Source organism: Streptomyces cyaneofuscatus, from assembly GCF_033109485.1.
GTDB lineage: Bacteria > Actinomycetota > Actinomycetes > Streptomycetales > Streptomycetaceae > Streptomyces > Streptomyces cyaneofuscatus.
In genome coordinates, this window is sequence record NZ_CP137002.1 from 4,242,589 (window position 1) to 4,265,497 (window position 22,909).

General features: G+C 71.9%; 23 protein-coding genes. 4 read left to right on the forward strand and 19 right to left on the reverse strand.

Features of this window, described 5'->3' with window-relative positions; translation table 11 throughout:
- Positions 1-49 precede the first annotated feature (49 nt).
- The gene (locus tag R2B67_RS18780; protein WP_317819672.1) at positions 50-820 is read left to right on the forward strand and encodes a peptidoglycan recognition protein family protein; all 771 of its coding nucleotides are present in this window, start codon (positions 50-52) and stop codon (positions 818-820) included.
- A gap of 23 nt (positions 821-843) precedes the next feature.
- On the opposite strand, the gene R2B67_RS18785 is transcribed toward R2B67_RS18780, so the two are convergent.
- From R2B67_RS18785 to R2B67_RS18855, 15 genes are all read right to left on the reverse strand, one after another.
- Positions 844-1,209 (reverse strand): PH domain-containing protein, encoded by a 366-nt coding sequence (locus tag R2B67_RS18785; RefSeq protein ID WP_018514034.1) that lies wholly within the window; start codon positions 1,207-1,209, stop codon positions 844-846.
- Between the two features lie 121 nt (positions 1,210-1,330).
- Complete coding sequence (locus R2B67_RS18790; RefSeq protein ID WP_317819674.1) at positions 1,331-3,301, reverse strand: ABC transporter permease; 1,971 nt, start codon at positions 3,299-3,301, stop codon at positions 1,331-1,333.
- Positions 3,302-3,372: 71 nt separating this feature from the next.
- Positions 3,373-4,197 (reverse strand): molybdate ABC transporter substrate-binding protein, encoded by an 825-nt coding sequence (modA, locus tag R2B67_RS18795; protein ID WP_317819676.1) that lies wholly within the window; start codon positions 4,195-4,197, stop codon positions 3,373-3,375.
- A gap of 132 nt (positions 4,198-4,329) precedes the next feature.
- Positions 4,330-4,725, reverse strand: a complete 396-nt coding sequence (locus R2B67_RS18800) for a TOBE domain-containing protein (protein ID WP_026237824.1) — start codon at positions 4,723-4,725, stop codon at positions 4,330-4,332.
- Between the two features lie 117 nt (positions 4,726-4,842).
- Positions 4,843-5,646 carry a VOC family protein gene (locus R2B67_RS18805; RefSeq protein WP_317819682.1) on the reverse strand — a complete coding sequence of 268 codons (804 nt, stop codon included), beginning with the start codon at positions 5,644-5,646 and terminating at the stop codon, positions 4,843-4,845.
- A gap of 243 nt (positions 5,647-5,889) precedes the next feature.
- Positions 5,890-6,876 carry a TerC family protein gene (locus tag R2B67_RS18810; RefSeq protein WP_317819683.1) on the reverse strand — a complete coding sequence of 329 codons (987 nt, stop codon included), beginning with the start codon at positions 6,874-6,876 and terminating at the stop codon, positions 5,890-5,892.
- A gap of 24 nt (positions 6,877-6,900) precedes the next feature.
- On the reverse strand, positions 6,901-7,731 hold the full coding sequence (locus tag R2B67_RS18815) for an enoyl-CoA hydratase/isomerase family protein (RefSeq protein ID WP_317819684.1): 831 nt from the start codon (positions 7,729-7,731) through the stop codon (positions 6,901-6,903).
- Positions 7,728-8,858: a cytochrome P450 gene (locus R2B67_RS18820; protein WP_317824903.1), complete on the reverse strand. Its 1,131-nt coding sequence runs from the start codon at positions 8,856-8,858 to the stop codon at positions 7,728-7,730. Before R2B67_RS18820 ends, R2B67_RS18815 begins: the two co-directional genes overlap by 4 nt.
- Before the next feature lie 290 nt (positions 8,859-9,148).
- A complete protein-coding gene (locus R2B67_RS18825; RefSeq protein WP_317819685.1) occupies positions 9,149-10,558 on the reverse strand; it encodes a cytochrome P450 family protein in 1,410 nt (469 codons plus the stop codon).
- Between the two features lie 76 nt (positions 10,559-10,634).
- Positions 10,635-11,225, reverse strand: a complete 591-nt coding sequence (locus R2B67_RS18830; RefSeq protein WP_237326738.1) for a GTP-binding protein — start codon at positions 11,223-11,225, stop codon at positions 10,635-10,637.
- A complete protein-coding gene (locus R2B67_RS18835; RefSeq protein WP_128847492.1) occupies positions 11,200-11,574 on the reverse strand; it encodes a DUF742 domain-containing protein in 375 nt (124 codons plus the stop codon). Before R2B67_RS18835 ends, R2B67_RS18830 begins: the two co-directional genes overlap by 26 nt.
- Positions 11,571-11,975 carry a roadblock/LC7 domain-containing protein gene (locus R2B67_RS18840; RefSeq protein ID WP_018514044.1) on the reverse strand — a complete coding sequence of 135 codons (405 nt, stop codon included), beginning with the start codon at positions 11,973-11,975 and terminating at the stop codon, positions 11,571-11,573. The genes R2B67_RS18835 and R2B67_RS18840 overlap by 4 nt, the downstream gene beginning before the upstream one ends.
- The gene (locus R2B67_RS18845) at positions 11,972-13,234 is read right to left on the reverse strand and encodes an ATP-binding protein (RefSeq protein ID WP_018514045.1); all 1,263 of its coding nucleotides are present in this window, start codon (positions 13,232-13,234) and stop codon (positions 11,972-11,974) included. Before R2B67_RS18845 ends, R2B67_RS18840 begins: the two co-directional genes overlap by 4 nt.
- Before the next feature lie 374 nt (positions 13,235-13,608).
- Complete coding sequence (locus R2B67_RS18850; protein WP_317819687.1) at positions 13,609-14,835, reverse strand: cytochrome P450; 1,227 nt, start codon at positions 14,833-14,835, stop codon at positions 13,609-13,611.
- A 148-nt stretch (positions 14,836-14,983) separates the two neighbouring features.
- On the reverse strand, positions 14,984-16,051 hold the full coding sequence (locus R2B67_RS18855) for a LacI family DNA-binding transcriptional regulator (RefSeq protein WP_317819689.1): 1,068 nt from the start codon (positions 16,049-16,051) through the stop codon (positions 14,984-14,986).
- Positions 16,052-16,204: 153 nt separating this feature from the next.
- On the opposite strand from R2B67_RS18855, the gene R2B67_RS18860 reads away from it, so the two are divergent.
- Both R2B67_RS18860 and R2B67_RS18865 read left to right on the forward strand, forming a co-directional pair.
- A complete protein-coding gene (locus tag R2B67_RS18860) occupies positions 16,205-17,149 on the forward strand; it encodes a carbon-nitrogen hydrolase (RefSeq protein ID WP_317819690.1) in 945 nt (314 codons plus the stop codon).
- Positions 17,150-17,282: 133 nt separating this feature from the next.
- Positions 17,283-18,224 carry an aldo/keto reductase gene (locus tag R2B67_RS18865; RefSeq protein WP_317819691.1) on the forward strand — a complete coding sequence of 314 codons (942 nt, stop codon included), beginning with the start codon at positions 17,283-17,285 and terminating at the stop codon, positions 18,222-18,224.
- A 38-nt stretch (positions 18,225-18,262) separates the two neighbouring features.
- On the opposite strand, the gene R2B67_RS18870 is transcribed toward R2B67_RS18865, so the two are convergent.
- Positions 18,263-18,982 (reverse strand): permease prefix domain 1-containing protein, encoded by a 720-nt coding sequence (locus tag R2B67_RS18870; protein ID WP_317819693.1) that lies wholly within the window; start codon positions 18,980-18,982, stop codon positions 18,263-18,265.
- The gene (locus R2B67_RS18875) at positions 18,979-19,332 is read right to left on the reverse strand and encodes a PadR family transcriptional regulator (protein ID WP_109978481.1); all 354 of its coding nucleotides are present in this window, start codon (positions 19,330-19,332) and stop codon (positions 18,979-18,981) included. The genes R2B67_RS18870 and R2B67_RS18875 overlap by 4 nt, the downstream gene beginning before the upstream one ends.
- Positions 19,333-19,484: 152 nt before the next feature.
- On the opposite strand from R2B67_RS18875, the gene R2B67_RS18880 reads away from it, so the two are divergent.
- Positions 19,485-20,018, forward strand: a complete 534-nt coding sequence (locus R2B67_RS18880; RefSeq protein ID WP_317819695.1) for a hypothetical protein — start codon at positions 19,485-19,487, stop codon at positions 20,016-20,018.
- A 72-nt stretch (positions 20,019-20,090) separates the two neighbouring features.
- Here R2B67_RS18880 and R2B67_RS18885 read toward each other — a convergent pair whose 3' ends face one another.
- Both R2B67_RS18885 and R2B67_RS18890 read right to left on the reverse strand, forming a co-directional pair.
- The gene (locus R2B67_RS18885) at positions 20,091-21,344 is read right to left on the reverse strand and encodes an LLM class flavin-dependent oxidoreductase (RefSeq protein ID WP_317819697.1); all 1,254 of its coding nucleotides are present in this window, start codon (positions 21,342-21,344) and stop codon (positions 20,091-20,093) included.
- Complete coding sequence (locus tag R2B67_RS18890; RefSeq protein WP_317819698.1) at positions 21,341-22,780, reverse strand: NtaA/DmoA family FMN-dependent monooxygenase; 1,440 nt, start codon at positions 22,778-22,780, stop codon at positions 21,341-21,343. The genes R2B67_RS18885 and R2B67_RS18890 overlap by 4 nt, the downstream gene beginning before the upstream one ends.
- Positions 22,781-22,909 lie beyond the last annotated feature (129 nt).

The following is a 22,909-nucleotide window of genomic DNA, read 5'->3' on the forward strand; positions in this document are numbered from 1 at the left end:
GGCCTGCCCCTCGGCGACACGCCCCAGGTCAGCGCGCAGGGTGGAGTCCATGTGGTCCCGCCGAATCGTCCTGGGCACCCTGCTGCTGCTCCTGGTCGTCCTGGTGTTCCAGGACGGCCCGACGCCGGATGAGCAGCGGCGGGAGACGGCCGCCGGGCCGCGGCCGCCGCGCGGGCTTCCGCAGCCGGCCGTCGTCAGCCGCCAGGAGTGGCACGCGGACGAGGGCCTGGTCCGGGAGGGCCCGCAGTACACGGGCGCGGCGAAGGCGGTCTTCGTCCACCACACCGGCAACCCCAACGACTACGCCTGCGAGGACGCCCCCGAGCTGATCCGGGCCGTGCAGACCGATCACGTGGAGAAGGACGGCTGGGACGACATCGGCTACAACTTCCTCGTCGACCGCTGCGGCACCATCTACGAGGGCCGGGCGGGCGGCGTCGGACGGTCGGTGCTCGGCGCCCACACCAAGGGGTTCAACGCCGACACGGTCGGCATCGCGGCCATCGGCAACTTCGGGGCGGGCGCGGAGGTGCCGAAGCCGATGATGGACGCGCTGGTGGAGCTCGCGGCCTGGAAGCTGGCGCCCGGCGTCGACCCGCTCGCCACGGTCGAGCTGGTCTCGACGAACGCCGAGAGCCGCTTCGACGAGGGCCAGGTGGCCCGGCTGAACGTCATCTCCGGCCACCGCGACAGCTACGAGACCCGCTGCCCGGGCGATGTGCTGTACGGGCTGCTGCCGCAGATGCGCGAGCGCGTGGCCCGGCTGCGGGACTCCGCCCCGGGGAGCGCGGCGAACCCGCGGCTGCGCCCGTATTTCTGAACCACCGCTGCCGAGCCGCTGAGCTACCGCGCGACGAACTGCGTGAGTATCGCCTGCACCTCGTAGATGTCGACGCCCTTCGTGAACGTCTTCTGGAGCGGGGTGGGGTTGCCCGAGATCCAGATCTTCAGCTCCGCGTCCAGGTCGAACGTCCCGGCCGTCTCCACCGCGAAGTGCGTGATGCTGCGGTACGGCACGGAGTGGTACTCGGTCTTCTTGCCGGTGATGCCCTGCTTGTCGACGAGGATCAGCCGGCGGTCCGTGAACAGGATCGTGTCGCGGATCAGCAGGAACGCGGCGTGCACCTGCTCGCCCTGGCCGAGGAGCCGTTCGTAGTCCTGCTGGGCGGTGGCCGGGTTGATGGTGTGCGCGTTGCCGAACAGTGCCATGGGTGCCCCGTCTCTCGGATCTCTCGGACCTGTCGTACATGAGTACGTGTACGGCAGTTGTCTGGTTCCCGTCTCCTCGTTCCCGCCGGGGCGCGCGCCATGCTTTCGTGACCTGGCCGGGTCAGAGCGGGACCACTGTCACCTCGGTCGCCTTCACGCCCGTCCAGACCTCCGTGCCGTCCGCGATGCGTAGCTCGGCCGCCGCCTGCGGGGTGATCTCCGCGACCAGGTCCGGCGCCCGGTCGGAGGTGATGAGGAGGCGGAGCCGGCTGCCGCCCGAGGTGATCTCGCGGACCGTGCCGGGCCAGACGTTGCGGGGGGAGCCGGTGGGCTTCTCGCGGTGTACGGAGACGGCTTCGGGGGCGATGACCGCGAGGGCCTCCGTGCCCGGGGTGAGGGGTTCGGCGACGACGAGGTGGCCGCCGCCCGCCAGGTCCAGGCCGTCGGCGGTGGCGGTGCCGGGCCAGGCGTTGCGGCCGAGCATCCGGGCCACCCAGGGGGAGCGGGGGTGGCGGGTTACCTCGGCGGGCGGCTCGTCCTGGAGGACCCGGCCGTCGTCCAGGACGAGGACCCGGTCGGCCAGGGAGACCGCCTCGACCGGGTCGTGCGTGACGATCAGGCAGACCCCGCCGAAGTCGGCGAGGTGCCGGCGCAGGGTGTGGCGGACGTGGGCCCGGGTCGTCTGGTCGAGGGCGGCGAGCGGCTCGTCCAGCAGCAGGAGGCGCGGCCGGGCCGCCAACGCGCGGGCGAGAGCGACGCGTTGGGCCTGGCCGCCGGAGAGCTGGCCGGGCTTGCGGTGGGCCAGGTGGCCGACGCCGAGCCGGTCCAGCCAGGACTGCGCCTCGCGCCGGGCCTCCGCGCGGGGGACGCCATGGGTGCGGAGCCCGTACGCCGTGTTGGTCAGGGCGCTCAGGTGCGGGAAGAGCGCACCGTCCTGGGGGACCCAGGCGACGCCCCGGCGGTGCGGGGGGAGCGCCGTCACATCGCTGTCGCCCAGGCGCAGTTGGGCGTGGGCGCGGGGGGTGAGGCCGAGGAGGGCGCGCAGGAGGGTCGTCTTGCCCGCACCGTTGGGGCCGACGACCGCGAGGGTGGTGCCGGGGGCCGCGTCCAGGGTGAGGCGGGTGAAGCCGGTGACCTCGGCGTGCAGGGGCCAGCGCTCCTGGGGGGCCGGCTCACGTACGTACTCGGGGGCCTTCTCCCGTACGTACGAGAGTGGTTCGGGCAGGACATCCCCGGTCGTCGGCTCCTCCGGGCGCGGGGCGGACCGTTCGCGCTGGTGGTCGCCCGGGGTGCCCGTCCACCGGCCGCGCAGCGCGATGAGCACGATCATGGCGATGGCCAGGAGCAGCAGCGAGACCGAGGTGGCGGCCTCCGGGGACTCCTGGAGCAGCAGATAGACCTGGAGCGGGAGGGTCTGCGTGGTGCCGGGGAGGTTCCCGGCGAAGGTGATGGTGGCGCCGAACTCACCGAGCGCCCGCGCCCAGGTGAGGGCCGCTCCGGCGATCAGCCCGGGGGCGACCATCGGCAGGGTCACGGTGAGGAACACCCGTACCGGCGAGGCTCCGAGGGACGCGGCGGTCTCCTCGTACCGGGGGCGCAGACCACCCAGGGCGCCCTCCAGCGAGATGACCAGGAACGGCATCGCGACGAACGTCGCCGCCACCACCGCCCCCGAGGTGTGGAAGGGCAGCGTGACGCCGAAGGTGTCCTCCAGCCACGGGCCGAGCAGCCCGCGCCGGCCGAACGCCAGCAGCAGCGCGACCCCGCCGACCGTGGGCGGCAGCACCATCGGCAGCAGCACCAGCGAGCGCACGAAGGCCTTGCCGGGGAACGGCACCCGGGCCAGCAGCCAGGCCAGCGGCACCCCGAACAGCAGCGAGAGGCCCAGCGACCAGAGCGAGACGAGGAGGGAGAGGCGGAGCGCCTGCGTGGTCGGCTCGGCGGTGAGGTGCGCGCCGAGCTCGCCCCAGGAGGTACGGGCCAGGATGCCGACCAGCGGCAGCATCAGGAACGCCACGGCCAGCAGCGCGGGCACCGTCAGCAGGAGCGGGGCGCGCGCCCCCGGCGTACGGCGGAGTTCCGGTCGTTTCATGGTGACCTCGGCTGCTGGAGGTGAGGGGCCCGCAGGACGGTACGGGCCCCTCGGTGGGTACGGCGGTGCGGTTACGGCTGCTGGAAGCCCGCGCCCTGGAGGATCTTCTGCGCGGTGGGCGTCGAGAGCCAGGCGACGAACGCGGCGGCGGCCTCGCTGTGCTTCGACCCCTTCAGTGTGGCGGCCGGGTAGGAGGCCACGGCGTTCTCCGCGTCCGGGATGTCGATCGCGTCGACCTTGTCGGGCGCGGTCTCGGCGTCCGTCTTGTAGACGAGCCCGGCGTCCGCCTCGCCCAGCTCGACCTTGCTGAGGACCGCGCGGACGTTGGGCTCCTGGGAGACCGGCTTCACCGCGATCTTCTGCGCGTCGAGGATCTGCTGGCTGTAGCGGCCCACCGGCACCTCGGGGGCGGCCAGGACGACCTTCAGCTTGGTGTCGGAGAGGTCCTTCAGGTTCTCGACCTTCTCCGGGTTGCCCTCGCCGACGGCGATGACCAGGCGGTTCTTGGCGATGACGGTCGGGGTGCCGGTCTCGCCGGAGAGGCCGTCCATCGTCTTGGTGTCGGCGGTGACCAGGGCGTCGGCGGGGGCGCCCTGCTTGACCTGGGCGGCCAGCTCCTGGGAGCCCGCGAAGGAGAACGTCACCTTCGTGCCCGGGTTCTCCTTCTCGTACGCCGCTCCCGCCTCCTTGAAGACATCGGTCAGCGAGGAGGCGGCCAGCACGGTCAGGTCGGCCTTGGGGGCGCCCGACGCGGCGTCGGAGGGCGTGGCGCTGGAACCGCTGTCCTTGGCCTTGTCCGTGCCCGAGTCGTCGTTGCCGCAGGCGGCGAGCGGGACGAGGAGGGCGGCGGTCAGGACGGCGGCGGCGGTGCGGCGGCGGGTGAGCAGGAGGGACATGAGGGCGGGGCTCCTTGGCTGCGAGCCCGGTCGGCGGGGTGCCGGTCCGGGCGGGGACGAGTTCGCGCGGGGCGCGGAGAAGGGTGGTGCGGGCAGCACTCGGCGCCCGGCCGCCGGTCGCTCCGGCCGGGTTCAGGTGCGGTCGATGTGCACGCTGGTCGACTTCACGCGGGCGGTCGCCTGCATGCCGACCTCAAGACCCAGCTCCTCGACCGCCTCCCGGGTCAGGAGGGAGACGAGCCGGTGCGGGCCTGCCTGGATCTCGACCTGGGCCGCGACATCGCCGAGCTTCACGGCGGTGACGATGCCCGGGAAGGCGTTGCGCGCCGAGGTGTACGGGGTCTCCTCCTCGCCCGCGGCGCCCTGGCCGACCTCGATCGAGAAGGCGGCCAGCGCACGGCCGTCGATCAGCCGGCGGCCGGTCTCGTCGCGATGGGTCGCGACCCGGCCGGCGTCCGCCCAGCGTCGGGCGGTGTCGGGGCTGACTCCGAGAAGGCGTGCTGCCTGACCGATTGTGTAGGACTGCATGCGCGACACGCTAGGCCAATCAGGCTCGCATTTACCATTCTCCGGACGATTGTCCATCGCAGATGCGAGCTACTCGGAGAATCGTACGGAGCCCTCGCGGGCGTCCTCAGGCAGTGCTCAGGTCGCCGGCCGCGTCGTCGGCATCTCGCCCTCGGTCTTCGTCACGTCGATCACGGAGAACGTGGCGCCCTGCGGGTCGGTGATGGCCGCGAACCGGCCGAAGGGGCTGTCCATCGGGCCGAACTGCAACTGCGCGCCCCGCCCGGTCGCCTTCGCCACCGCCGCGTCGCAGTCCGGGACGGTGAAGTACACCATCACGAAGGAGCCCATCTCGGGCGGGAAGTCCTCGCCCATCGCCATCCGGCCGAGCACCGACTCGCCCTGGACGTCGTACATCCCGAAGTCCATCGACGGGTCTTCGAGCTTCCGGACCGCGTACGGGAACACGGCGGGGAAGAAGGCGTCCGCCGCCTTCGCGTCGCGGGTGAAGACCTCGCTCCAGCAGTAGCCGCCGGGGGCGCCCATCTCCGTCTCGAACCCGTCGTGGGTGTCGGCCTGCCAGACGCCGAAGACCGCGCCGCCGGGGTCGCCGGCCAGCACCATCGTGCCGAACGCGCCGACCTGCATGGGCTCCATGAGCACCTGGCCGCCGGCCGCGCGGACCTTCTCACCGGTGGCGGCGGCGTCCGGCGAGGCCAGGTAGAGGCACCACGCGGACGGGCCCTGTTCGCTGCCCGGCATCGGCGGGGCCACGGCGGCCGCCCGCTTGCCGTCCGTGTACGCCGTCGTGTAGCCGCCGAACTCCGGCGAACCCTCGCCGAACGTCCAGCCGAGCACATCACCGTAGAAGCTCTTCGCGCCCTCCAGGTCGGCGAACGAGGCGTCCGCCCAACATGGGGTGCCTTCGGGTTGCACAGCCATGGCACTGACCCTCTTCCGGTCCTGGTCGCTCCGCGTCACTCCGCCCGGGGAGTCCTGGAGCCCTCTACCGGCCACGCTAGCCAGCCGTCCCCGGGTCCGCGCGCCGGAAGAACCGGGGCTGCGACGACTACGAGGCCCGCTGCTGGGTCTCACGCCTTTTTACTGGCCATTTACGCACGATAGGCCGGGCATTGCGAGAGGGAAACTCTTTCCCTTCGCTTTGCCCGGCCATTACCCCGTGGGTTACTCCGACGGCTTATCGTCGGATGACTTCACCGCGTTCTCCCCGGATTCCTTGTCCGGCGGTGGGCGCCGGATGCTGAGAATGACCGAAGCCGTCAGGATGACCACGATCACCGCCAGGCTGATCGGCGAGGGAATCTCCGGAATGGAGGTGCTGATCATCTTGTGCGATGCCTGGAGAACGAGCTTGACCGCGATGAAGGCCAGAATGATCGCGAGACCCGTGCTCAGGTAGTGGAAGCGGTCCAGCAGTCCCGCCAGCAGGAAGTAGAGCGCTCGCAGTCCGAGGATGGCGAACGCGTTGCTGGTGTAGACGATGAACGCGTCGTCGCTGACCGCCAGCACGGCGGGCACGCTGTCGACGGCGAAGAGCAGGTCGGCCGCCTCGATCGCGGCGACCACCGCGAGCAGCGGTGTGGCGACCCGCTTCCCCTCCTCCTTGATGACGAAGTGCGTCCCCGCGTACTCGTCCCGGACCGGCATGATCTTCCGCAGCATCCGCACCGCGAAACTCTGCCCCGGGTCGAAGCTGTCCTCCTCGTCCTTGAGGATCTTCCAGGCGCTCCAGAAAAGGATCGCGGCGAAGAGGAAGAGGACGAAGGTGAAGCGGTTTACCACCGCGACGCCGGCGGTCAGGAAGATGGCGCGGAACACCAGAGCGCCGATGACACCGTAGAACAGCACGCGGTGCTGATATTCGCGCGGAACCTTGAAATAGGCGAAAATCAGCGCGAAGACGAACAAGTTGTCGACGGACAGGCTCTTCTCCAGCAGCCATGCCGTTGTGTACTCCGTACCGGCGGTCGTGCCGAGTACGAAGAAGACGACCACGCCGAAGATGAGCGCGAGGCTCACCCAGAGCGCACTCCACCAGGCTGCTTCCTTGAACCCGATGACATGCGCGTTGCGGTGGGCCAGCAGGTCGACTGCGAGCGAGACGACCACCGTTACGGCGAACGCTGCCCAGAGCCAGAACGGTACATCCACGCCCGGGACCTCCCCTGTTGATTGTTACGAGTGTGACTGGTCGGGCCCAGGAGTGCGAGGGGGTGTGCGCCGACCGGCTGCCGCGACCGAGGCCATCAGCTCCGCGTCCAGGAACGAGGGATCGGCCATCCGGGTGGCGGCCGCATACGAGTTGAGCAGGGCTTTCGTCACCCGGAGGGCCGCTTCGGGGCGGCGTACGACGGGCTTCGCCCAGGCCTCGACAGCCTGATCCAATTCATTTTCCGGAACGACCCGCTGGAGTACGGAGAGCGCTTGCGCCTCGGCGGCGTCGAACGCCCGTCCGGTCAGAATCAGTTCGCGGACCCGGGCCGCGCCGACCTCGTGGATCAGCCGGGGCAGCAGCCCGCCCCAGGCGGTGGGGAGCCCGAGCGCCAGCTCCGGCAGCCGGAAGGAGGCGTTCTCCGCGCCGACCCGCAGATCGCAGGCGAGGGCGAGCGCGAGGCCCGCGCCGATGGCCTTGCCCTGGACCCGGGCGATGGTGACGGCCCGGTTGCCGGAGATCGCCTCGCAGACCCGGCGGGCCTTCTCCCCGGCGACCCGGATGCCCCGGCCGGCCGGGTCCTCCTCCAGCCAGTCGGCGAACTCGGCACGGTCGCCGCCCAGGCAGAAGTCGTCCCCGGCACCGCTGAGCACCACCACCCGCACCTCGGGGCCGGGTGCGGTGACGGCCTCCAGCAGCTCGTCCAGCATCGCCTCGGTGACCGCGTTGCCGGTCTCGGCGGCGTACAGCTCCACGTGCAGGACGGGGCCCTCGCGCCGGGTGCGTACCGTCGCGGGCTCCTCGTGCGAGGAGGAGGGGGAGGAGGTCAGGAAGTCGGGCAGCGAGAGCTTCACAGCGCCACGCCCAGCGAGGTGATGCGTCTGAAGACCATCCGGGGGGCGTACACGGGTGGGGAGGCGGACCGCAGGGTGGGGAAACGATCCAGCATGCGGGCCAGCAGCGTCCGCGCCTCCAGCTTGGCGAGGGCCGCGCCCAGGCAGTAGTGCACCCCGCCGCCGAAGGTGAGGTGGCTGCCGCCGCGCAGGATGTCGAAGGCGCCGGGGTCGGGGTTGCGCCGGGGGTCGTGGTTGGCGGCGCCGTACAGGACGTGGACCATGCTGTCCTTCTTGATCGGGACACCGGCCAGGACGGTGTCCTCGGCGGCGATCCGGGTATTGATGTGGATGGGCGGGTCGTAGCGCAGCACCTCGTCGACGGCGGCGTCGATGTGCTCGGGGCGGTCCAGCAGCCACTGCCACCGGCCGGGGTCGGCCAGCAGCAGGGAGGTCATCGACGTCAGCAGCGTCGCCGTGGTCTCCAGCGAGGCGATGGTGACGAACATGGTGAGCCGGTAGAGGATCTCGTCCGCCCGCTCCCGGTCCGGCTCCATCGCGTCCCAGGTGTGGATCCACCCGGTCAGCACGTCGTGGCGGGGCTCGGCCCGACGGCGGGCGACGAGGTCGGTGAAGTACGCGCGCAGCTGCACGGTCGCCTCGGCGGAGACCGCCAGTTGGCTCTTGGTGGGCAGCAACTCCTGCGCGAACACCTGGTTGTGGGTGATCTCCAGGATGTGGGGATAGTCCTCGGGCGGCAGCCCCAGCCAGGAGCCGACCGTGTGGATCGGCAGCTGCTCGCTGACCGTGGAGACGAAGTCCGCCTCACCCCAGCGGAGCTTGTCGGCCAGCTCGTCCAGGAGCCGGTCGGCGTCGCGCTCGACGTCGGGGGTGAGGCGTTCGATGGTGGAGCGGTCGAAGAGGTTGCCGAAGGAGCGGCGCTGGCAGGTGTGTTCGGGGGCGTTCAACCGGGCGAGCGTGCCGGTCATCTCCCGGGTCGCGATCGCGTCCCACTGCTTGGAGTCGTCCTGCCGCTCCTGCCAGGCGAAGTCGGGGGCGAGCCAGGTGCGGCCGCGCAGCACCTGGCTGCAGGTGTCGAAACCGGTGACGAAATAACCGTTCCAGGGAGCGCGGACGACGTCACCCATCGTCCGCAGCTCCGCGAGTATTCCGTAAGGCTCGGCCTGTCCTTCGGGTGAATTGAGCCGTCGGAGCAAGCCGATGACCGCGCGCCGTCCGTCGGGGGTCCTGGTTGTACCGCCAGTGATGCTCACGCAGAGTTCCTTGACCTAGGCCCGTGGTTACCGACCAGAACCTACCCTTCCGGATAGCTGCGCCAAGCATCGTTCTCTGTTGCCCCCGTCACATGCAATCGTCACAAATGCCCGTTGTCATATGCGAATTGTCGGTCCGTGAGGGAAACGCGGACGACGGTGCGTCAGACCCGGAAAACGTCCAGGAACGAACTCCACCAGCCCTTCTGCTTCTTGGCCGGCTCCGCAGCGTGACGACCGGCGGGGGCCTGCTGGGGCGCCGCGTTGCGGTACGGGTCGGGCAGCTGCGCCGAGGTCGGCGCCGGCGGCTGGGTGCCGGTCGCGGTGCGGCGGGCGGCGGTCGGGGTGAACCGTACGGGCAGGGAGATCAGGGCCCGGTGGAAGGGGCCGGGACGCCAGCCGACGCCCGAGGCCGGGACGGCCAGCGAGAGGTCGGGCACGGTGTTGAGGATCTTCTCGATCGCGGTCAGCGCGATGAGGGTGGCGGGCGACTTGGCGGGGCAGACGTGCGGGCCCGCGCCCCAGGCCAGGTGGGCCCCCTTGCTCAGGGTCTGGCGGGCGTCGGTGAGGGACGGGTCGCTGTTCGCGGCGGCGAAGCTGATCAGGACCGGGGTCTCCGCCTTCAGCACCACCCCGTCCAGCTCGATGTCCCGCACCGGGTAGTGCGTCGCGTAGTTGGCGATCGGCGGGTTGTTCCACAGGACGTCGTCCAGCGCGTCCTCCACGAGCATCCCCGAACCGCGCCGCTCGGGCCCGCCCGGCTGGTCACCGGCGAGCATCAGCAGCAGCGCGTTGGCGATGAGGTTGCGCTCCGGCTCCACCCCGGCGCCCATCAGCATCACCAGCTGGTCCTTCAGCTCCTCGTCCCGCAGCCCCGCCGGGTGCTGGATCAGCCAGGAGGTGATGTCCTCACCGGGCTGGCGCCGCTTCAGCGCGACCAGCTCCATCAGACACTCCGTCAGCTCCCCGTTGGCGCGCAGCACGTCCTCGCCGTCGAAGATGGCGGACATCGACCGGGTCAGCCGGTCACCGATGTCGCCGGGGCAGCCGAAGAGCTGGTTGAACAGCAGCAGCGGCAGGAGCTTGGCGTACTCGTTGAGCAGGTCGGCGGTGCCGCGCTCGATGAACTGGTCGATCAGGTAGTCGGCGATCCGCTCGACGTCCCGGCTCAGCCGGCTGCTGTTGAGCCGGGCCAGCGACTCGGTGACCGCCTTGCGCAGCCGCAGATGCTCGGCGCCGTCGGTGAACAGGCAGTTGGGCCGGTACATCATCATCGGCAGCACCGGGCTGTCCATCGGTACGGCGCCTTCGCGCAGCGCCGCCCAGCGCCGGGAGTCCCGGGCGAACAGCGCCGGGTTCTGGAGCACCCGCAGCGCCGCCTCGTGCTGCACGATCAGCGTGGCGTCCACCCCGGGCGCCAGCTCGATCGGGGCGGCGGGGCCGTGCGCCCGGAACGCGTCGTACGCGCGGTGCGGGTCGGCGGCGAACTCCGGCCCGTACAGCGAGGTCTGCTGCTGGCTCATGGGGCACCCGGCGGGGGCGCTGTACGGGGTGGCTCCCGGCGACGGGTCCATGTTCGGCTTCCTCGGTGTGATCGCGGGGACCGGTCGGCCCCGGCTTCGGTTGGGGGTGTGCGGGGGACGGCGGGGCTCAGGCCGCGTGCGCGAGGAGGTGACGTACGAGCGTGATCAGGGCCTGCGCGGAGGACTTCTGGTCCCGGGCGTCGCAGTAGACGACCGGGGTGGACGGCAGCAGGTCGAGCGCCTCGCGCAGCTCGGCCTCGGCGTGCTGCGAGTACGGGTCGAAGCTGTTGACGGCGACCGCGTACTCCAGCCCGTACGTCTCGACCAGGTCGATCACCGGGAAGGTGTCGGCCAGCCGCGCCGGGTCGACCAGGAGGAGCGCGCCCAGCGAACCGCGCGCCATGTCCTCCCACAGCTCCACGAACCGCTGCTGCCCCGGCGTACCGAACAGGTACAGCACCAGCTCGTCGCTGAGGGTCAGGCGCCCGAAGTCCAGGGCGACCGTGGTCGTCTTCTTGTCGGGCGCCCCGCGCAGGTCGTCGACCTGGGCCGCGGCCTGGGTCATCCGCTCCTCGGTGCGCAGCGGGGTGATCTCGGAGAGCGTGCCGATCAGGGTCGTCTTGCCCACGGCGAAGTGCCCGACGACGAGGATCTTCGCCGCGCGCTGGACCGCGTCCGGCACATAGATGCTCTCAGCCGAACCGGACTTGGAGTCCATGCAACACCTCTTCGAGGATCTTTCTGTCGACGAGCTGGGCCGGTGGCGGCGCCTTGCGGCGCAGCAGGTGTCCCTGCTGGTTTAAGTCCTGGAGCAGCAGCCGGGCCACCCCGACCGGCAGCCCCAGGTGGCCGGCTACCTCGGCCACCGACAGATAGCCGCCGGAACACAGCTCCCAGATCGCCTTGACCTCGGGGCTCGGGTTGGGCGGCGGCTGCCGGTCGGGGGCGAGGGTGACCAGGGTGACGAGGGAGAGGTCCTCCGCGTCCGGCAGCCCCCGTCCCCCGGTGATGACGTAGGACCGGACGAACCCGCTGCTGACGCTGGACTCCTCGCCCGGCGCGCTCATATCTCGCTGCCTGCGTTCTGGCGGGGCGGCGTGGTCATCGCCTTCCCCAGCGCGGTGACCTGCTGCTGCATCCGGAAGGACATCGCCTCCATGTCCACATCGGCGGCGGCGGTGGCGGCGAGGTAGGCGCCGGTGCCGGCGGCGATGAGGAAGATCCAGCCGTCCTCGTACTCCAGGAGCGTCTGCCGCCAGCGGCCCGGGTTGCGGGTGCCGATGAAGGGGGCGACGGCCCGGCTGAGGGACTGCATGGAGCTCATGGCGGCGGCGACGGTCTCCGCGTCGTCCCGGCCGATCTCGCTGGAGTTGGCGAGCAGCAAGCCGTCGGCGGATACCAGGATCGCGTGCCGGGCTCCGGGTACCTGGAGCACATCGTTGAGTACCCAGGACAGATCGGGGTTCACTGGATCTCGGATCCTTCCGTGGTCGTCGTCGTGTCCCGCCCGGAGCGGGTACCGCGCTGGAACGCACCCAGGCGGGAGGCGGTCTCCTCGTTGCTGCGCAGCGGCTGGGGCTCGGCCGGGGGCACGGCGGAGACCGGGCTCTTGCGACGACGCTTGGGCAGCCCGCCGGAGGTGGTGGTGATCTGGGCGAGCTGCTGGGTCGCGGTGTCCTGGCGCCGGTCCGCCGGCGGGAAGAGCGGGGTGGGCGCGGGGGCCTGCTGCCACTGGTCGGGCTGCGGGGCGGCCTGCGGCTGCTGCTGGGTCCCGTAGGGGTCGTACGCCTCCGGGGCCTCGGCGGGTGCGGCGGACTGCGGCACCTCCGTGGTGAGCAGTTCGTCGGGGATCAGTACCACCGCGCGTACGCCTCCATAGGGGGAAACGGAGTCCACCGAGACCCGGAAGCCGTAGCGGGCGGCGAGCATCCCGGAGACGGCGAACCCGAACTGCGGCGGGATGCCCAGGCTGGAGACGCTGATCGCCGCCTGGGGGGAGAGGAGGGCCGCCGCGCGGTCCTTCTCCTCCTGGCCCATGCCGAGACCGGCGTCGTCGACGATGAGGCAGACGCCCGTCGGCACGGCCTGGATGTTGATCTCCACCGGGGTGCCGGGGGCGGAGTAGTTGGTGGCGTTGGCGAGCAGCTCGGCGAGGACCACCGCGACCGGTTCGACGGCCCGGCTGACGACCGAGAAGTTCACCTGGCCGTTGACCCGGACCCGGTCGAAGTGGCGGATACGGCCCTGGGCGCTGCGGGCCACGTCGAAGACGGAGGCCACGGTCTCGCGCCGGCCGAGCCAGCCGCCGCAGAGCACCGCGATGCCCTGGGCGCGCCGCCCGAACTGGCTGTTGGCGTGGTCCATGGCCATCAGGTCGGCGAGGATCCCGGGGTCGTCGCCGTACTTGCGCTGGGCCTTCTCGATCACGACCTGCTGCTCGTCGGCGAGTCCCTGGAGGGTGCGGACGGCCGCCTTGAGGACCGCCTTGGTCTCCTCCTCGGCGTCCTTGCGGACCTCGGCGAGCTCGGAGGCCTGCCGCTGGAGGAGCCCGTTGTGGACGACGTGGAGCTCGTCCCGCTGACGCAGGAGCGTGTCGCGCTCCGCGCTCAGCTCGGCGTTGCCTCTGCGCAGTTTGATGTTGGTCGCGCGAGCCCGCAGAACGGCACCCACGGCGACCAGTGCTACGACAACCAGCGCCCAGATGACGGGGCCCTGTGGAAATGTCATGAGACTCACTTCAAGTGCCATGGCTGGAAACGGCTTGACACCCCGTCATGCGGCACGCAGCCAGGGCTCGTTCGCCACGACCGTGCGCCGCTTCGGGAGGTGCCCCTCCGAAGGTGGGGCCGAGGAATTCATCCCTCCCGGAATGCCCCCATACGCCATCAGCCCACTGGAAGTAAGATGATCTTATCACCGGCCGCACGACGAAATGTCAAGCTCGCCACGCCAGTTGCCACTCGACGCAGAACGTTCACATTGCGGAGACGTGGAGGAGGCCGTTCCGGCCGGATTCCCTTCATGGGGCGGGATGTTGGGAGCGGACGGTCCCGTGCTCCATCGCATACGAAGGTCGCCGGGTGAGCGGGGGCAGGCGTCTGTCAGCCGGACACCGGGGTGAAGCGGAGCGGGAGGGCCTTCGGGCCGCGGGTGAAGACGCCGTGCTCCACCGGGTCGAAGCCGTCGGCGACGCGCAGGTCGGGCATGGCGTCGAGGAGGTGGCCGACGCCGGTCTCGACCTCGGCCTTGGCCAGCAGGGCGCCGACGCAGAAGTGGCGGCCGAGCGCGAAGGCGAGATGGTCGGCCGCCGCCGAGAAGGCGGTCGTGGTGGTCAGGTCGGTGCGGAAGATGTCGAAGGTGCCGGGGTCGCGGTAGCGGCTCTCGTCGCGGTTGGCGGCGCCGATCAGGCAGGTGACGGTGGCTCCGGCGGGTACGGTGCCGCCGCTGAGCTCCACGTCCGTCGCCGCCTGCCGCATGATCATGTGGACCGGCGGGGTGTAGCGGAGCGTCTCGGCGAACGCCTGCGGGATCAGGGAGCGATCGGCGCGGACCGCCTCCAGCTGCTCGGGGTGGCGGAGCAGGTTGGCGAAGATCCCCGCGATCGCCTTGTCGGTGGTCTCGCCGCCGGCGGCGAGCAGCAGGCTGCAGAACGCCTTGACGTCCTCGTCGCTCATCCGGACACCGTCGACCTCGGCGGTGCACAGCGTGGACAGCAGATCGTCGCCCGGATTCGTCCGCCGCTCCCGGATGATCGGCAGCATGTACTCGGCGAACTCGACACGCGTCCGCTCACCGGCCGCGGCGACCTCCGGATCGCCCGACAGATTGCCGAGAAAGGCGATGACGGCCGTGTACCAGCCCTGGAATCGCGCGTGGTCGGCCGTGTCGAGGCCCAGCATGTCCGCGATGACGTCGACCGGGAAACGGCTCGCGTAATCGGCGACCAGGTCGACCGAGCCGGAGGCGCGGAAACCGTCGATCAGCGTGCGCGAATTCCGCTCGATGACGGGCAGGAACTTCTCCCGCAGGTCGCTGCCCCGGAAGGCCGGAGCCACCAGGGCCCGGCGCACGGCGTGCTCGCCTCCGCTGAGCTGGAGGATCGTCCGCCCGTGGACGGGTTCGATCTGCCAGTCGTAGTTCTCGGTGGTGAACTCGCCCTTCCTGTCCTTGAAGACGTACGCGACGTCGTCGTAGCGCGAGATCACATAACTGCCGGTGGCCTCGTGTTTGAAGAGGGGGAACTCGTCGCGCATCAGGCGGTACGCCTGATAGGGGTTCGCCTCGAAGCCGGGCGACAGGATGTCGGGCACCTGCGGTGCGGTGGACATGCACACTCCCTCGCGAAGGACGCTTCTTCGGGTGGGCGCGGGCGGGCGACCTGGGGCTCGGTCCGCGCCCGACATACGTCGGGAAGCGTATGCCTGATACATGCATGCCGCAACGGGCTTGGTGGGGTGGTGAGTTGGGCGGTGCTGCTCAGGCGGGCCCGGCCGTGGTGGAGGCCCGTGTCTCCAGCGCCCAGGCGTGGCGGCGGGCGGTGTCGGGGGGTGTGCGGCCCGCGAGGATGTCGCAGAGCAGCTCGGCGCAGGCGCGCCCGTACGCGGCGGGGCGCAGGTCGACCGCGGTGACGGGCGGCTCGGCGGAGCGGGTGGCGGTGCCGTCGACGCAGGAGGCTACGAGGAGGGGGGTGGGGGCCTTACGGTTGTGCGTCGTCGCCGCTGGTGGTGCGCCGGGCCCCACCGGCCGGCCCAGGGTCGCCGCCGCCCGGAGCACGCCCGGGGCCGCGCCGTCCGGGGCGCAGATCACCGCGTCCACCGCCGGGTCCGCCCGCAGCAGGGCCAGCGTCGTCTCCTCGGCCTCGCCCGGGGTGGCGGCGAACGGCACGGTCCGCAGCGCCACGTCCACCCCGTGCTCCTGCCCCCAGGAGGCGGCGGTGGCCCGCAGGGCGGTGGCCCAGGCGGAGGTGCCGGCGGGGGCCAGGACGGCGGGGCGGCGGGCGCCGCGTTCGGTGACGTGGTCCAGGAGTGCGGTGAGGGAGGCGGCGTTGTCGCAGATCACGGCGCCGGTGGGGGCGGCGGTGGGCCCGAGATAGCGCTCCCCGGTCACCACCGGAACGCCCGCGTCCAGCAGCCCCGGTACGGCGCTGTCGCCCACCTCGGGGTCGATCACCAGCAGCCCGTCGACCCGCGAGGCGACCGGCCCGCTCGCGCCGCCCGTGCCGCCCGTGGTGCTCGCCGGGGCGAGCAGCACCACGTCGAACCCGTCCTCCTGGGCGCGTGCCACGGCCCCGAAGGCGAGGTTCATGTAGTAGTCCAGCCGGGTCGCGGTCTGCGGCAGGTGCAGCCCGATCGCTCCGGTGCTGGAGCGGCGGAGCCGCCGGGCCGCGCTGTTGGGCCGGTAGCCCAGCTCCTCCGCCACCGCGCGGACCCGGTCCCGGGTCGCCTCCGCGACGCGGCCCGAGCCCTGGAGGGCGTCGGACGCGGTGCTCTTGGAGACCCCGGCGGTGCGGGCTACGTCGAGCAGGGTCACGGTCCGGGAGGTCACGGAGGTGAAGTCTAGACGGTGGCGATCGTACGAGGTGGAGGGTTGCCGGAACGTTCCGGCAGAGTTAGATTCGGTCCCTGCCGGAACGTTCCGGCAGAACTCCTCCTCACCCCGTGCCCGCCCCCCGGCCCCTCCCCCCCCCTGGAACTGGTCATGCGCCTGATCACCGCGTACAACCCGCCCGCCTCCCCGACCCGGACCCGCCCCGCCGAGCGCGCCCCCCTGCGCGTCGCGGCCGTCCAGCAGCGGTGGCACCGCGACCCCGCCGAGCACCGCGCCGCCCTGCGGGAGGGCATCCGCCTCGCCGCGGCCGAGGGGGCGCGGGTGGTCTGCCTCCAGGAGCTGACGCTCTCGCCGTACTTCGCGGTCGTCCGCCGCGCCGACCACCCCGCACCGGCCGAGCCGGAGGAGCTGCTGACCGGCCCCACCTTCACCTTCGCCGCCGAGGCCGCCCGCGAGTACGGCGTGTACGTCCACGCCTCCCTGTACGAGAAGGCCCCGGCGCCCGGCGGCGAGGACGACGGCCTCGGCTACAACACGGCGATCCTCGTCGCCCCCGACGGCACCCTCGCCCAGCGCACCCGTAAGACCCACATCCCGGTCACCGAGGGGTACTACGAGGACGACTGGTTCCGGGCCGGCCCGGCGGGCGACGACGCGTTTCCGCTGGTCACGGTGGACGAGGCCCGCTTCGGCCTGCCGACCTGCTGGGACCAGTGGTTCCCCGAGCTGGCGCGCGCCTACTCGCTGGCCGGCGCCGACGTCCTCGTCTACCCGACCGCCATCGGCTCCGAGCCCGGCTTCCCCGGCTTCGACTCCCAGCCGCTCTGGCAGAAGGTGATCACCGGCAACGCGATCGCCAACGCGACCTTCATGATCGTGCCCAACCGGATCGGCGCCGAGAACGGGCTCACCTTCTACGGCAGCTCCTTCATCGTCGACCCGTACGGCCGTGTCCTGGCCCAGGCCCCGCGCGACGAGCCCGCCGTCCTGGTCGCGGACCTCGACCTCGACGCCCGCCGCGACTGGCTGGAGCTGTTCCCGTTCCTGACCACCCGCCGCCCGGACGCGTACGGCCCGCTCACGGTGACGGACTGACGGACCGACGGACCGACGTTGTAGTTCGGCGGGCCCTGGGGGCTTCCTCAGGTCCGGGGGTCGGCGGTCCTCAGGGCCGATCGGCGGGATAACCCCATGGCCCGGAGGCACGGCGAACGGAGATCATTCCGATATGACTTCCACGAGCTCCGCCAGCACGACGCCAACCACCGTCACCGCGGCCGCGTCCGGCCGTTGGACCCTCGGCGATCTGCCGGTCAACCGCATCGGCTTCGGCACGATGCGGTTGCCGCAGACCGGCGGGGCGCTCGTGCCCGACGCCGTCCCCCGCGACCGCGATGCCGCCCTCGCCGTCCTGCGCCGGGCCGTCGACCTCGGTGTGAACCACATCGACACCGCCGCCTTCTACTTCTCCCCGCTGCGCTCGGCCAACGAGCTGATCAACAGCGCCCTCGCTCCGTACGCGGACGACCTCGTGATCACCACCAAGGTCGGCCCGGCCCGGGACCTCACGGGGCAGTGGGCGGCCCACGCCCGCACCCCCGAGGCGCTGCGCGGCCAGGTCGAGGAGAACCTCCGCCAGCTCGGCCGCGACCACCTCGACGTGGTGAACCTGAGGACCGTCGGTACGGACTCGATAGCCGAGCGCTTCGGTGCCCTGGCCGAGCTGCGCCAGGCCGGGCTCATCCGCCACCTGGGCCTCTCCAACGTCACCCCCGCCCACCTCGCCGAGGCCCAGGCCATCGCCCCGGTGGTCTGCGTACAGAACCGGTACGGGCTCGGCATGCGGTCCAAGGACGACGCGTTCGTCCAGGACTGCGGGGCGCAGGGGATCGCCTTCGTCCCGTACTACGCGATAGCCGCGGCCGGCGGCGAGGCCGGCGCGACCGGGGCCGAGCCCGCCGAGGTGCTGGCCGTCGCGCAGGCGCACGGGGTGGGCCCGGCGGAGATCCGGCTGGCGTGGACCCTGCACCAGGGCCCGCATGTGCTGGCCATCCCCGGCACGGGCGATCCCGGCCACCTCGCGGCCAACGTGGCGGCCGGAGCCCTGAGCCTCTCCGAGGACGAGCTGAAGCTCCTGGACGGCCTGCACCGGAGCGCCACGACCGGCTGACCTCACGGTCCGTACGTTCGTCTGACACGCACGGGTCCTTAAAGGGTGACGGGCTCTCCCGACGGCAGCTGTGCGCACCGGCGGCAGGCGCGGGCCGAACCGGCGACGACGGCGTGGGAGGCGGCGGCCAGCGCGCAGGCCGCCGCCGTCAGCGGCCAGTTCTCGGCGAGGACCGATGCGGTGGCGAGGGCCAGAGTGGCCACGGCCATGGAGATGCTCGCCGTGGTGCCCGTCCAGGCGACCGTGAGCGGCAGCCGGTGCGGTACGGGGAGATGCCGGGCCAGGGTGCCGGTGGCGGCCAGGGTGGCCGCGGCCAGGAGCACCGCCACACCGGCGACCGTGGCCAGGTGGGTCGCGAGCAGGTGCGCAGTGCGCGGAACCACCGCATCCTGCGGGCCGCCGACGCGCTGCACCAGGAACCAGCACGCGAGGAGGAAGGGGGCACTGAGGGCGACGGCGCGAGCGGTGTGCCGGGCCTGGGCGATGGTCAGTTCGCGCTGGAAGCTCTCGGCCAGCTCCCGGGCCGACCCGAACTCCGCCACCGCCCGGCGGACCGCCCGCTCGTACGGCTCGCCTTCGCGGGTGTGGGCCGCCACGGTCTCCGTGAGCCCGTCGCGCGCCTCCTCGATCAGGCGGGACTTGGCCCGGGCGGGTCCGCGCAGGAGGGCGTCCAGCTCGCTGACGTACGCCTCCACGAGGTCACCGCCACGGCCGTCACCGAGGCCACGGCCGTCGCGCGGGAGGCCGCCGGTCGTCATGCGCCCTGTCCGTGCGGGTGAGGGTGCGGGGCGACCGGGTTGAGGACCGAGCCGATCGCGGCGGTGAAGTCCTGCCAGGCCGTGCGTTCGTCCGCCAGGAAGCGCGCTCCCGCCTCCGTCAACGCGTAACACCGCCGCTTGCGCCCACCCTCCGACTCCCAGGTGCTGCGCAGCAGGCCGAGCCGCTCCAGCCGGTTCAGCGCCGGGTAGATGGTGCCGGTCCGCAGTTCGAGCGCACCGCCGCTGCGCTGCTGGACCGCGGTGATGATCGCGTATCCGTGCAGCGGGGCCGGTTCGAGAACCGCCAGGAGGAGACCGTCCAGATGTCCGCGTACCGCATCCTGCCTCATGCGTAGGCAGGCTACAGATGGGCGGGCGGGAAGGCCAGCGATCCGGCCCAATATGTTGGCGGCCTACCTATTGAGGCCCGAGTCGTGCTATCCCTGGGGTGGTCGCCCATGCATTGGCAGCCAACGCAACAACACCTCGAAGGGACCCCTCTGTGACCAAGCTGCTGCTCTCGCTGCACGTTCTGGCGTCGATCCTGGCGGTCGGGCCGATCACGGTCGCCGCCTCGATGTTCCCGCGCTATGCCAAGCCGCCCGCGCCCGGCGACGACGGACCGCACGACCATGACCTCCGGACGGCCGCCTTCCTGCACAAGATCTGCCGGGGGTACGCGGTGGTCGGCATCGCCGTGCCCGTCCTCGGCCTCGCCACCGGGGCCCAGATGGGGGTGCTGGGCGATGCCTGGCTGGTGGCGTCGATCGTGCTGACGACGATCGCCGCCGCTCTGCTGATGTCCATGGTCCTGCCCGGGCAACGCGAGTTGCTGGAGGAGGAGGGGGAGGACCTTCCCGGTGCGGGGGCGGGAGAGGGCGCCGTCGGTACGGGGGCGGGCTCGGGCGCTCTCACGGTGGCCGCGCGGCGGTCGGCGGCGGCGCGGCTCGCCATGACCACCGGGATATTCAACCTGCTCTGGGCGACGGTCGTCGTGCTGATGATCGTCCGTCCGGGGTCGACGACGGGGGCCTGACCTCGGGGCCTGACCCGGGGGGTCTGACCACGGGCCGGGCCCCCGGCCCCCGGACCTCCGTACCGTCGTGCGTCAACCCGCCTTCGCGTAGCGGCTGGTGGGGCGGGCCAGGCCGAGGTGGCCGCGCAAGGTGGTGGACGCGTACTCCGTACGGAACACTCCGCGCCGCTGCAACTCCGGGACCAGGCCCCGGGTGATCCCCGTGAGGTCGTGCGGCAGGGCGCCCGGGCGGAGGCGGAAGCCGTCCAGGCCGGTGGAGTGCCGGTCGAGGAGGAGGTCGGCCAGTTCGGCGGGGGTGCCGGTGAAGATCTCGGCGTCCGAGGCGAGTTCGGCCCCGGCCACCTCGTCCAGGCGGGCCTTGCGGCGTGCTGCGGCGCCCGGTTCGTCGTCCAGGAAGACGATGAGGTCCGCGAAGGTGCGCAGCGGCCGGTCCGCCAGGTCCCGGCCGGTGCGCTCGACCGCCTCGGCCACCTGGGCGAGGATCGCCGCCGTGCCCGCCCGGTCGTGGGGTGTGACGGCGACGACGTCGGAGCTGAGCGCGGCGAACTCGTACGGCGTGGTGGCATGCGCGAGGCTCACCACCAGCGGCTGGCCCTGGGGGGTGCGCGGGGTGATGGACGGGCCCTTCACGCTGAAGTTCGTGCCCTGGAAGTCGATGTGGTGGACCTTGTCGCGGTCCAGGAAGCGGCCCGTCGCCACGTCCCGTATCTCCGCTCCGTCCTCCCAGCTGTCCCAGAGCTGACGTGCCGCCTCCACCACCTCGGCGCCTTCCGCGAAGAGGGCGCGCAGCGGCTGGGAGATCAGCTCCGAGTCGGTCACGTCGTCCACGGTGAGCTGGGGGGTGGCGCGGCGGCCGAAGTGGGCGGAGTCGGCCGCGCGGGACGCGATCTGCGGGCGCCAGCCGGCCCGGCCCCGGCTCGCGTGGTCGAGCGTGGCGATGCCGATGGCGAGGTGGAACGGTTCGGTGTGGGTGACGTTGGTGGTCGGGACCAGGCCGATGTGCGTGGTGAGAGGAGCGAGGTGGGCGGCGAGCAGCACCGCGTCGATGCTGCCCCTGACCTGGTCGGTGCGGTCGTCGGGCCGGTGGAAGGCGGCGGACTGGAGGCCGAGGGCGTCCTCGAAGGTGACGAAGTCGAGCAGGCCCCGCTCGGCCTCGGTGACGAGGTCGGCCCAGTAGGCGGCGTCGAGCAGCTCGCCGGGCCGGGCGCCCTCCTCGCGCCAGGCCGCCGGATGCCAGCCCGCCCCGTCGAGCGCGACGGCCAGGTGGAGGGGGGCGGCGGGGGCGCGCTCTCCGGGGGCGCCGGGGACGCCGGTCGTGCCGGTCATGCGGAGGTCTCCTCATGGTCGTCATGGGCGTCGTGGTGGTCGTCGTCGTGGTCGCGTCCGGTGCGCAGGGGCTGACCGGGGCCGCCCCAGCCGGCCGGGCGGGGTGCGGCGGACAGGCCCAGGTGGTCCCGGAGCGTGGTGCCGGTGTAGTCGTCGCGGTGGACGCCCTTCTCCTGGAGGATCGGCACCACCCGGTCCACGAAGTCGTCCAGGCCGCCGGGGGTCAGATGGGGGACGAGGACGAAGCCGTCGGCGCCCCCGGTCTGGACGTAGTCGTCGATGGCGTCCGCGACCGTCTGCGGGCTGCCGACGAACGTCTGCCGCCCGCCGACCTCGATGACCAGCTCCCGGATGGAGAAGTTCCGCTCCTCGGCGAGCTTGCGCCACTGCCGGGCCGTCTCCGCCCGGCCCTTGCGGAAGACGGAGTGCCCCTTCAGGAAGTGGGCGTCGTCCTCGGGCTCGATGCCGGGCAGCGGCCCGTCCGGGTCGTACGCGGACAGGTCGCGGCCCCAGACCGCCTCCAGGTGGGCGATCGCGGTCTGCGGGCTGACCAGTTCGCGGCTGATCTCCGCCGCGTAGGCCGCCGCCTCCTCGTCGGTGTCCGCGACGACCGCGTTGGCGGTGGGGAGGATCAGCAGGTCGTCGGGGCTCCGGCCGTACGTGGCCAGGCGCCGCTTCACATCCCGGTAGAAGTCCCGGGCCACGTCGATCCGGTTGTGCTTGCTGAAGATGACCTCGGCGTCGGACGCGGCGAACTCGCGGCCCGCGTCGGACTCGCCGGACTGGATGATCACCGGGTGGCCCTGCGGTCCCGGCGGGGTGGTGAACCGGCCGGAGATGTCGAAGTGCTGCCCCCGGTGGGCGAAGCGTCCGGTCCCGGCGGCGATGAACTCCCCCGTCGCCGCGTCGGCCTTCAGATCCCCGTCCGACCAGCTGTCCCACAACTCCCGTGCGGTGGTGAGGAATTCGGCGGCCCGGGTGTAACGGTCGGCCTCCGGGAGGAAGCCGCCCCGGCGGAAGTTCTCGCCGGTGAAGGCGTCGTAGCTGGTGACCACGTTCCAGGCGGCCCTCCCGCCGCTGAGCCGGTCCAGGGTGGCGAACCGGCGCGCCACCTCGTACGGCTCGTTGAACGTGGCGTTGACCGTGGCGGCGAGGCCCAGGTGTGTGGTGACGGCGGCCAGGGCGCTCAGCACGGTCAGGTTCTCCGGGCGTCCCGCGATGTCCAGGTCGTAGACCTGCCCCTTGTGCTCGCGCAGCCGTAGCCCCTCGGCGAGGAAGAAGAAGTCGAACTTGCCGCGCTCGACGGTCTGCGCGAGCCGGATGAAGGAGTCGATGGATATCTGGCTCTCGGAGCGCGGGTCCGACCAGACGGTCACATTGTGGATGCCGGGCAGCTGCGCTGCGAGATGCACCTGTCTCTTGGTGGTGGCGGGCACGGTGCGGTCTCCTCCTGCGAAGTCCGGCGGCGGGGAAGGGGTGGTCGGCGGGAAACGGGAATGAGGGGGTGGCTCTCCGAGCGTGCCTGTGCGGGAAGGGGTCCGCACAGGTCAACCGGCCCTGCTTCA

What these genes read in the sequence shown, in the direction of transcription:
- R2B67_RS18865 (WP_317819691.1), top strand. Translation starts at nt 17,283, where the DNA reads ATGACTTCCACGAGCTCCGCCAGCACGACGCCAACCACCGTCACCGCG.
- R2B67_RS18850 (WP_317819687.1), bottom strand. Translation starts at nt 14,835, where the DNA reads ATGTCCACCGCACCGCAGGTGCCCGACATCCTGTCGCCCGGCTTCGAG.
- R2B67_RS18800 (WP_026237824.1), bottom strand. Translation starts at nt 4,725, where the DNA reads ATGCAGTCCTACACAATCGGTCAGGCAGCACGCCTTCTCGGAGTCAGC.
- R2B67_RS18860 (WP_317819690.1), top strand. Translation starts at nt 16,205, where the DNA reads ATGCGCCTGATCACCGCGTACAACCCGCCCGCCTCCCCGACCCGGACC.
- R2B67_RS18790 (WP_317819674.1), bottom strand. Translation starts at nt 3,301, where the DNA reads ATGAAACGACCGGAACTCCGCCGTACGCCGGGGGCGCGCGCCCCGCTC.
- R2B67_RS18820 (WP_317824903.1), bottom strand. Translation starts at nt 8,858, where the DNA reads ATGGGTGACGTCGTCCGCGCTCCCTGGAACGGTTATTTCGTCACCGGT.
- modA (WP_317819676.1), bottom strand. Translation starts at nt 4,197, where the DNA reads ATGTCCCTCCTGCTCACCCGCCGCCGCACCGCCGCCGCCGTCCTGACC.
- R2B67_RS18835 (WP_128847492.1), bottom strand. Translation starts at nt 11,574, where the DNA reads ATGAGCGCGCCGGGCGAGGAGTCCAGCGTCAGCAGCGGGTTCGTCCGG.
- R2B67_RS18885 (WP_317819697.1), bottom strand. Translation starts at nt 21,344, where the DNA reads ATGACCGGCACGACCGGCGTCCCCGGCGCCCCCGGAGAGCGCGCCCCC.
- R2B67_RS18845 (WP_018514045.1), bottom strand. Translation starts at nt 13,234, where the DNA reads ATGACATTTCCACAGGGCCCCGTCATCTGGGCGCTGGTTGTCGTAGCA.
- R2B67_RS18805 (WP_317819682.1), bottom strand. Translation starts at nt 5,646, where the DNA reads ATGGCTGTGCAACCCGAAGGCACCCCATGTTGGGCGGACGCCTCGTTC.
- R2B67_RS18875 (WP_109978481.1), bottom strand. Translation starts at nt 19,332, where the DNA reads ATGAGGCAGGATGCGGTACGCGGACATCTGGACGGTCTCCTCCTGGCG.
- R2B67_RS18870 (WP_317819693.1), bottom strand. Translation starts at nt 18,982, where the DNA reads ATGACGACCGGCGGCCTCCCGCGCGACGGCCGTGGCCTCGGTGACGGC.
- R2B67_RS18780 (WP_317819672.1), top strand. Translation starts at nt 50, where the DNA reads ATGTGGTCCCGCCGAATCGTCCTGGGCACCCTGCTGCTGCTCCTGGTC.
- R2B67_RS18825 (WP_317819685.1), bottom strand. Translation starts at nt 10,558, where the DNA reads ATGGACCCGTCGCCGGGAGCCACCCCGTACAGCGCCCCCGCCGGGTGC.
- R2B67_RS18830 (WP_237326738.1), bottom strand. Translation starts at nt 11,225, where the DNA reads ATGGACTCCAAGTCCGGTTCGGCTGAGAGCATCTATGTGCCGGACGCG.
- R2B67_RS18785 (WP_018514034.1), bottom strand. Translation starts at nt 1,209, where the DNA reads ATGGCACTGTTCGGCAACGCGCACACCATCAACCCGGCCACCGCCCAG.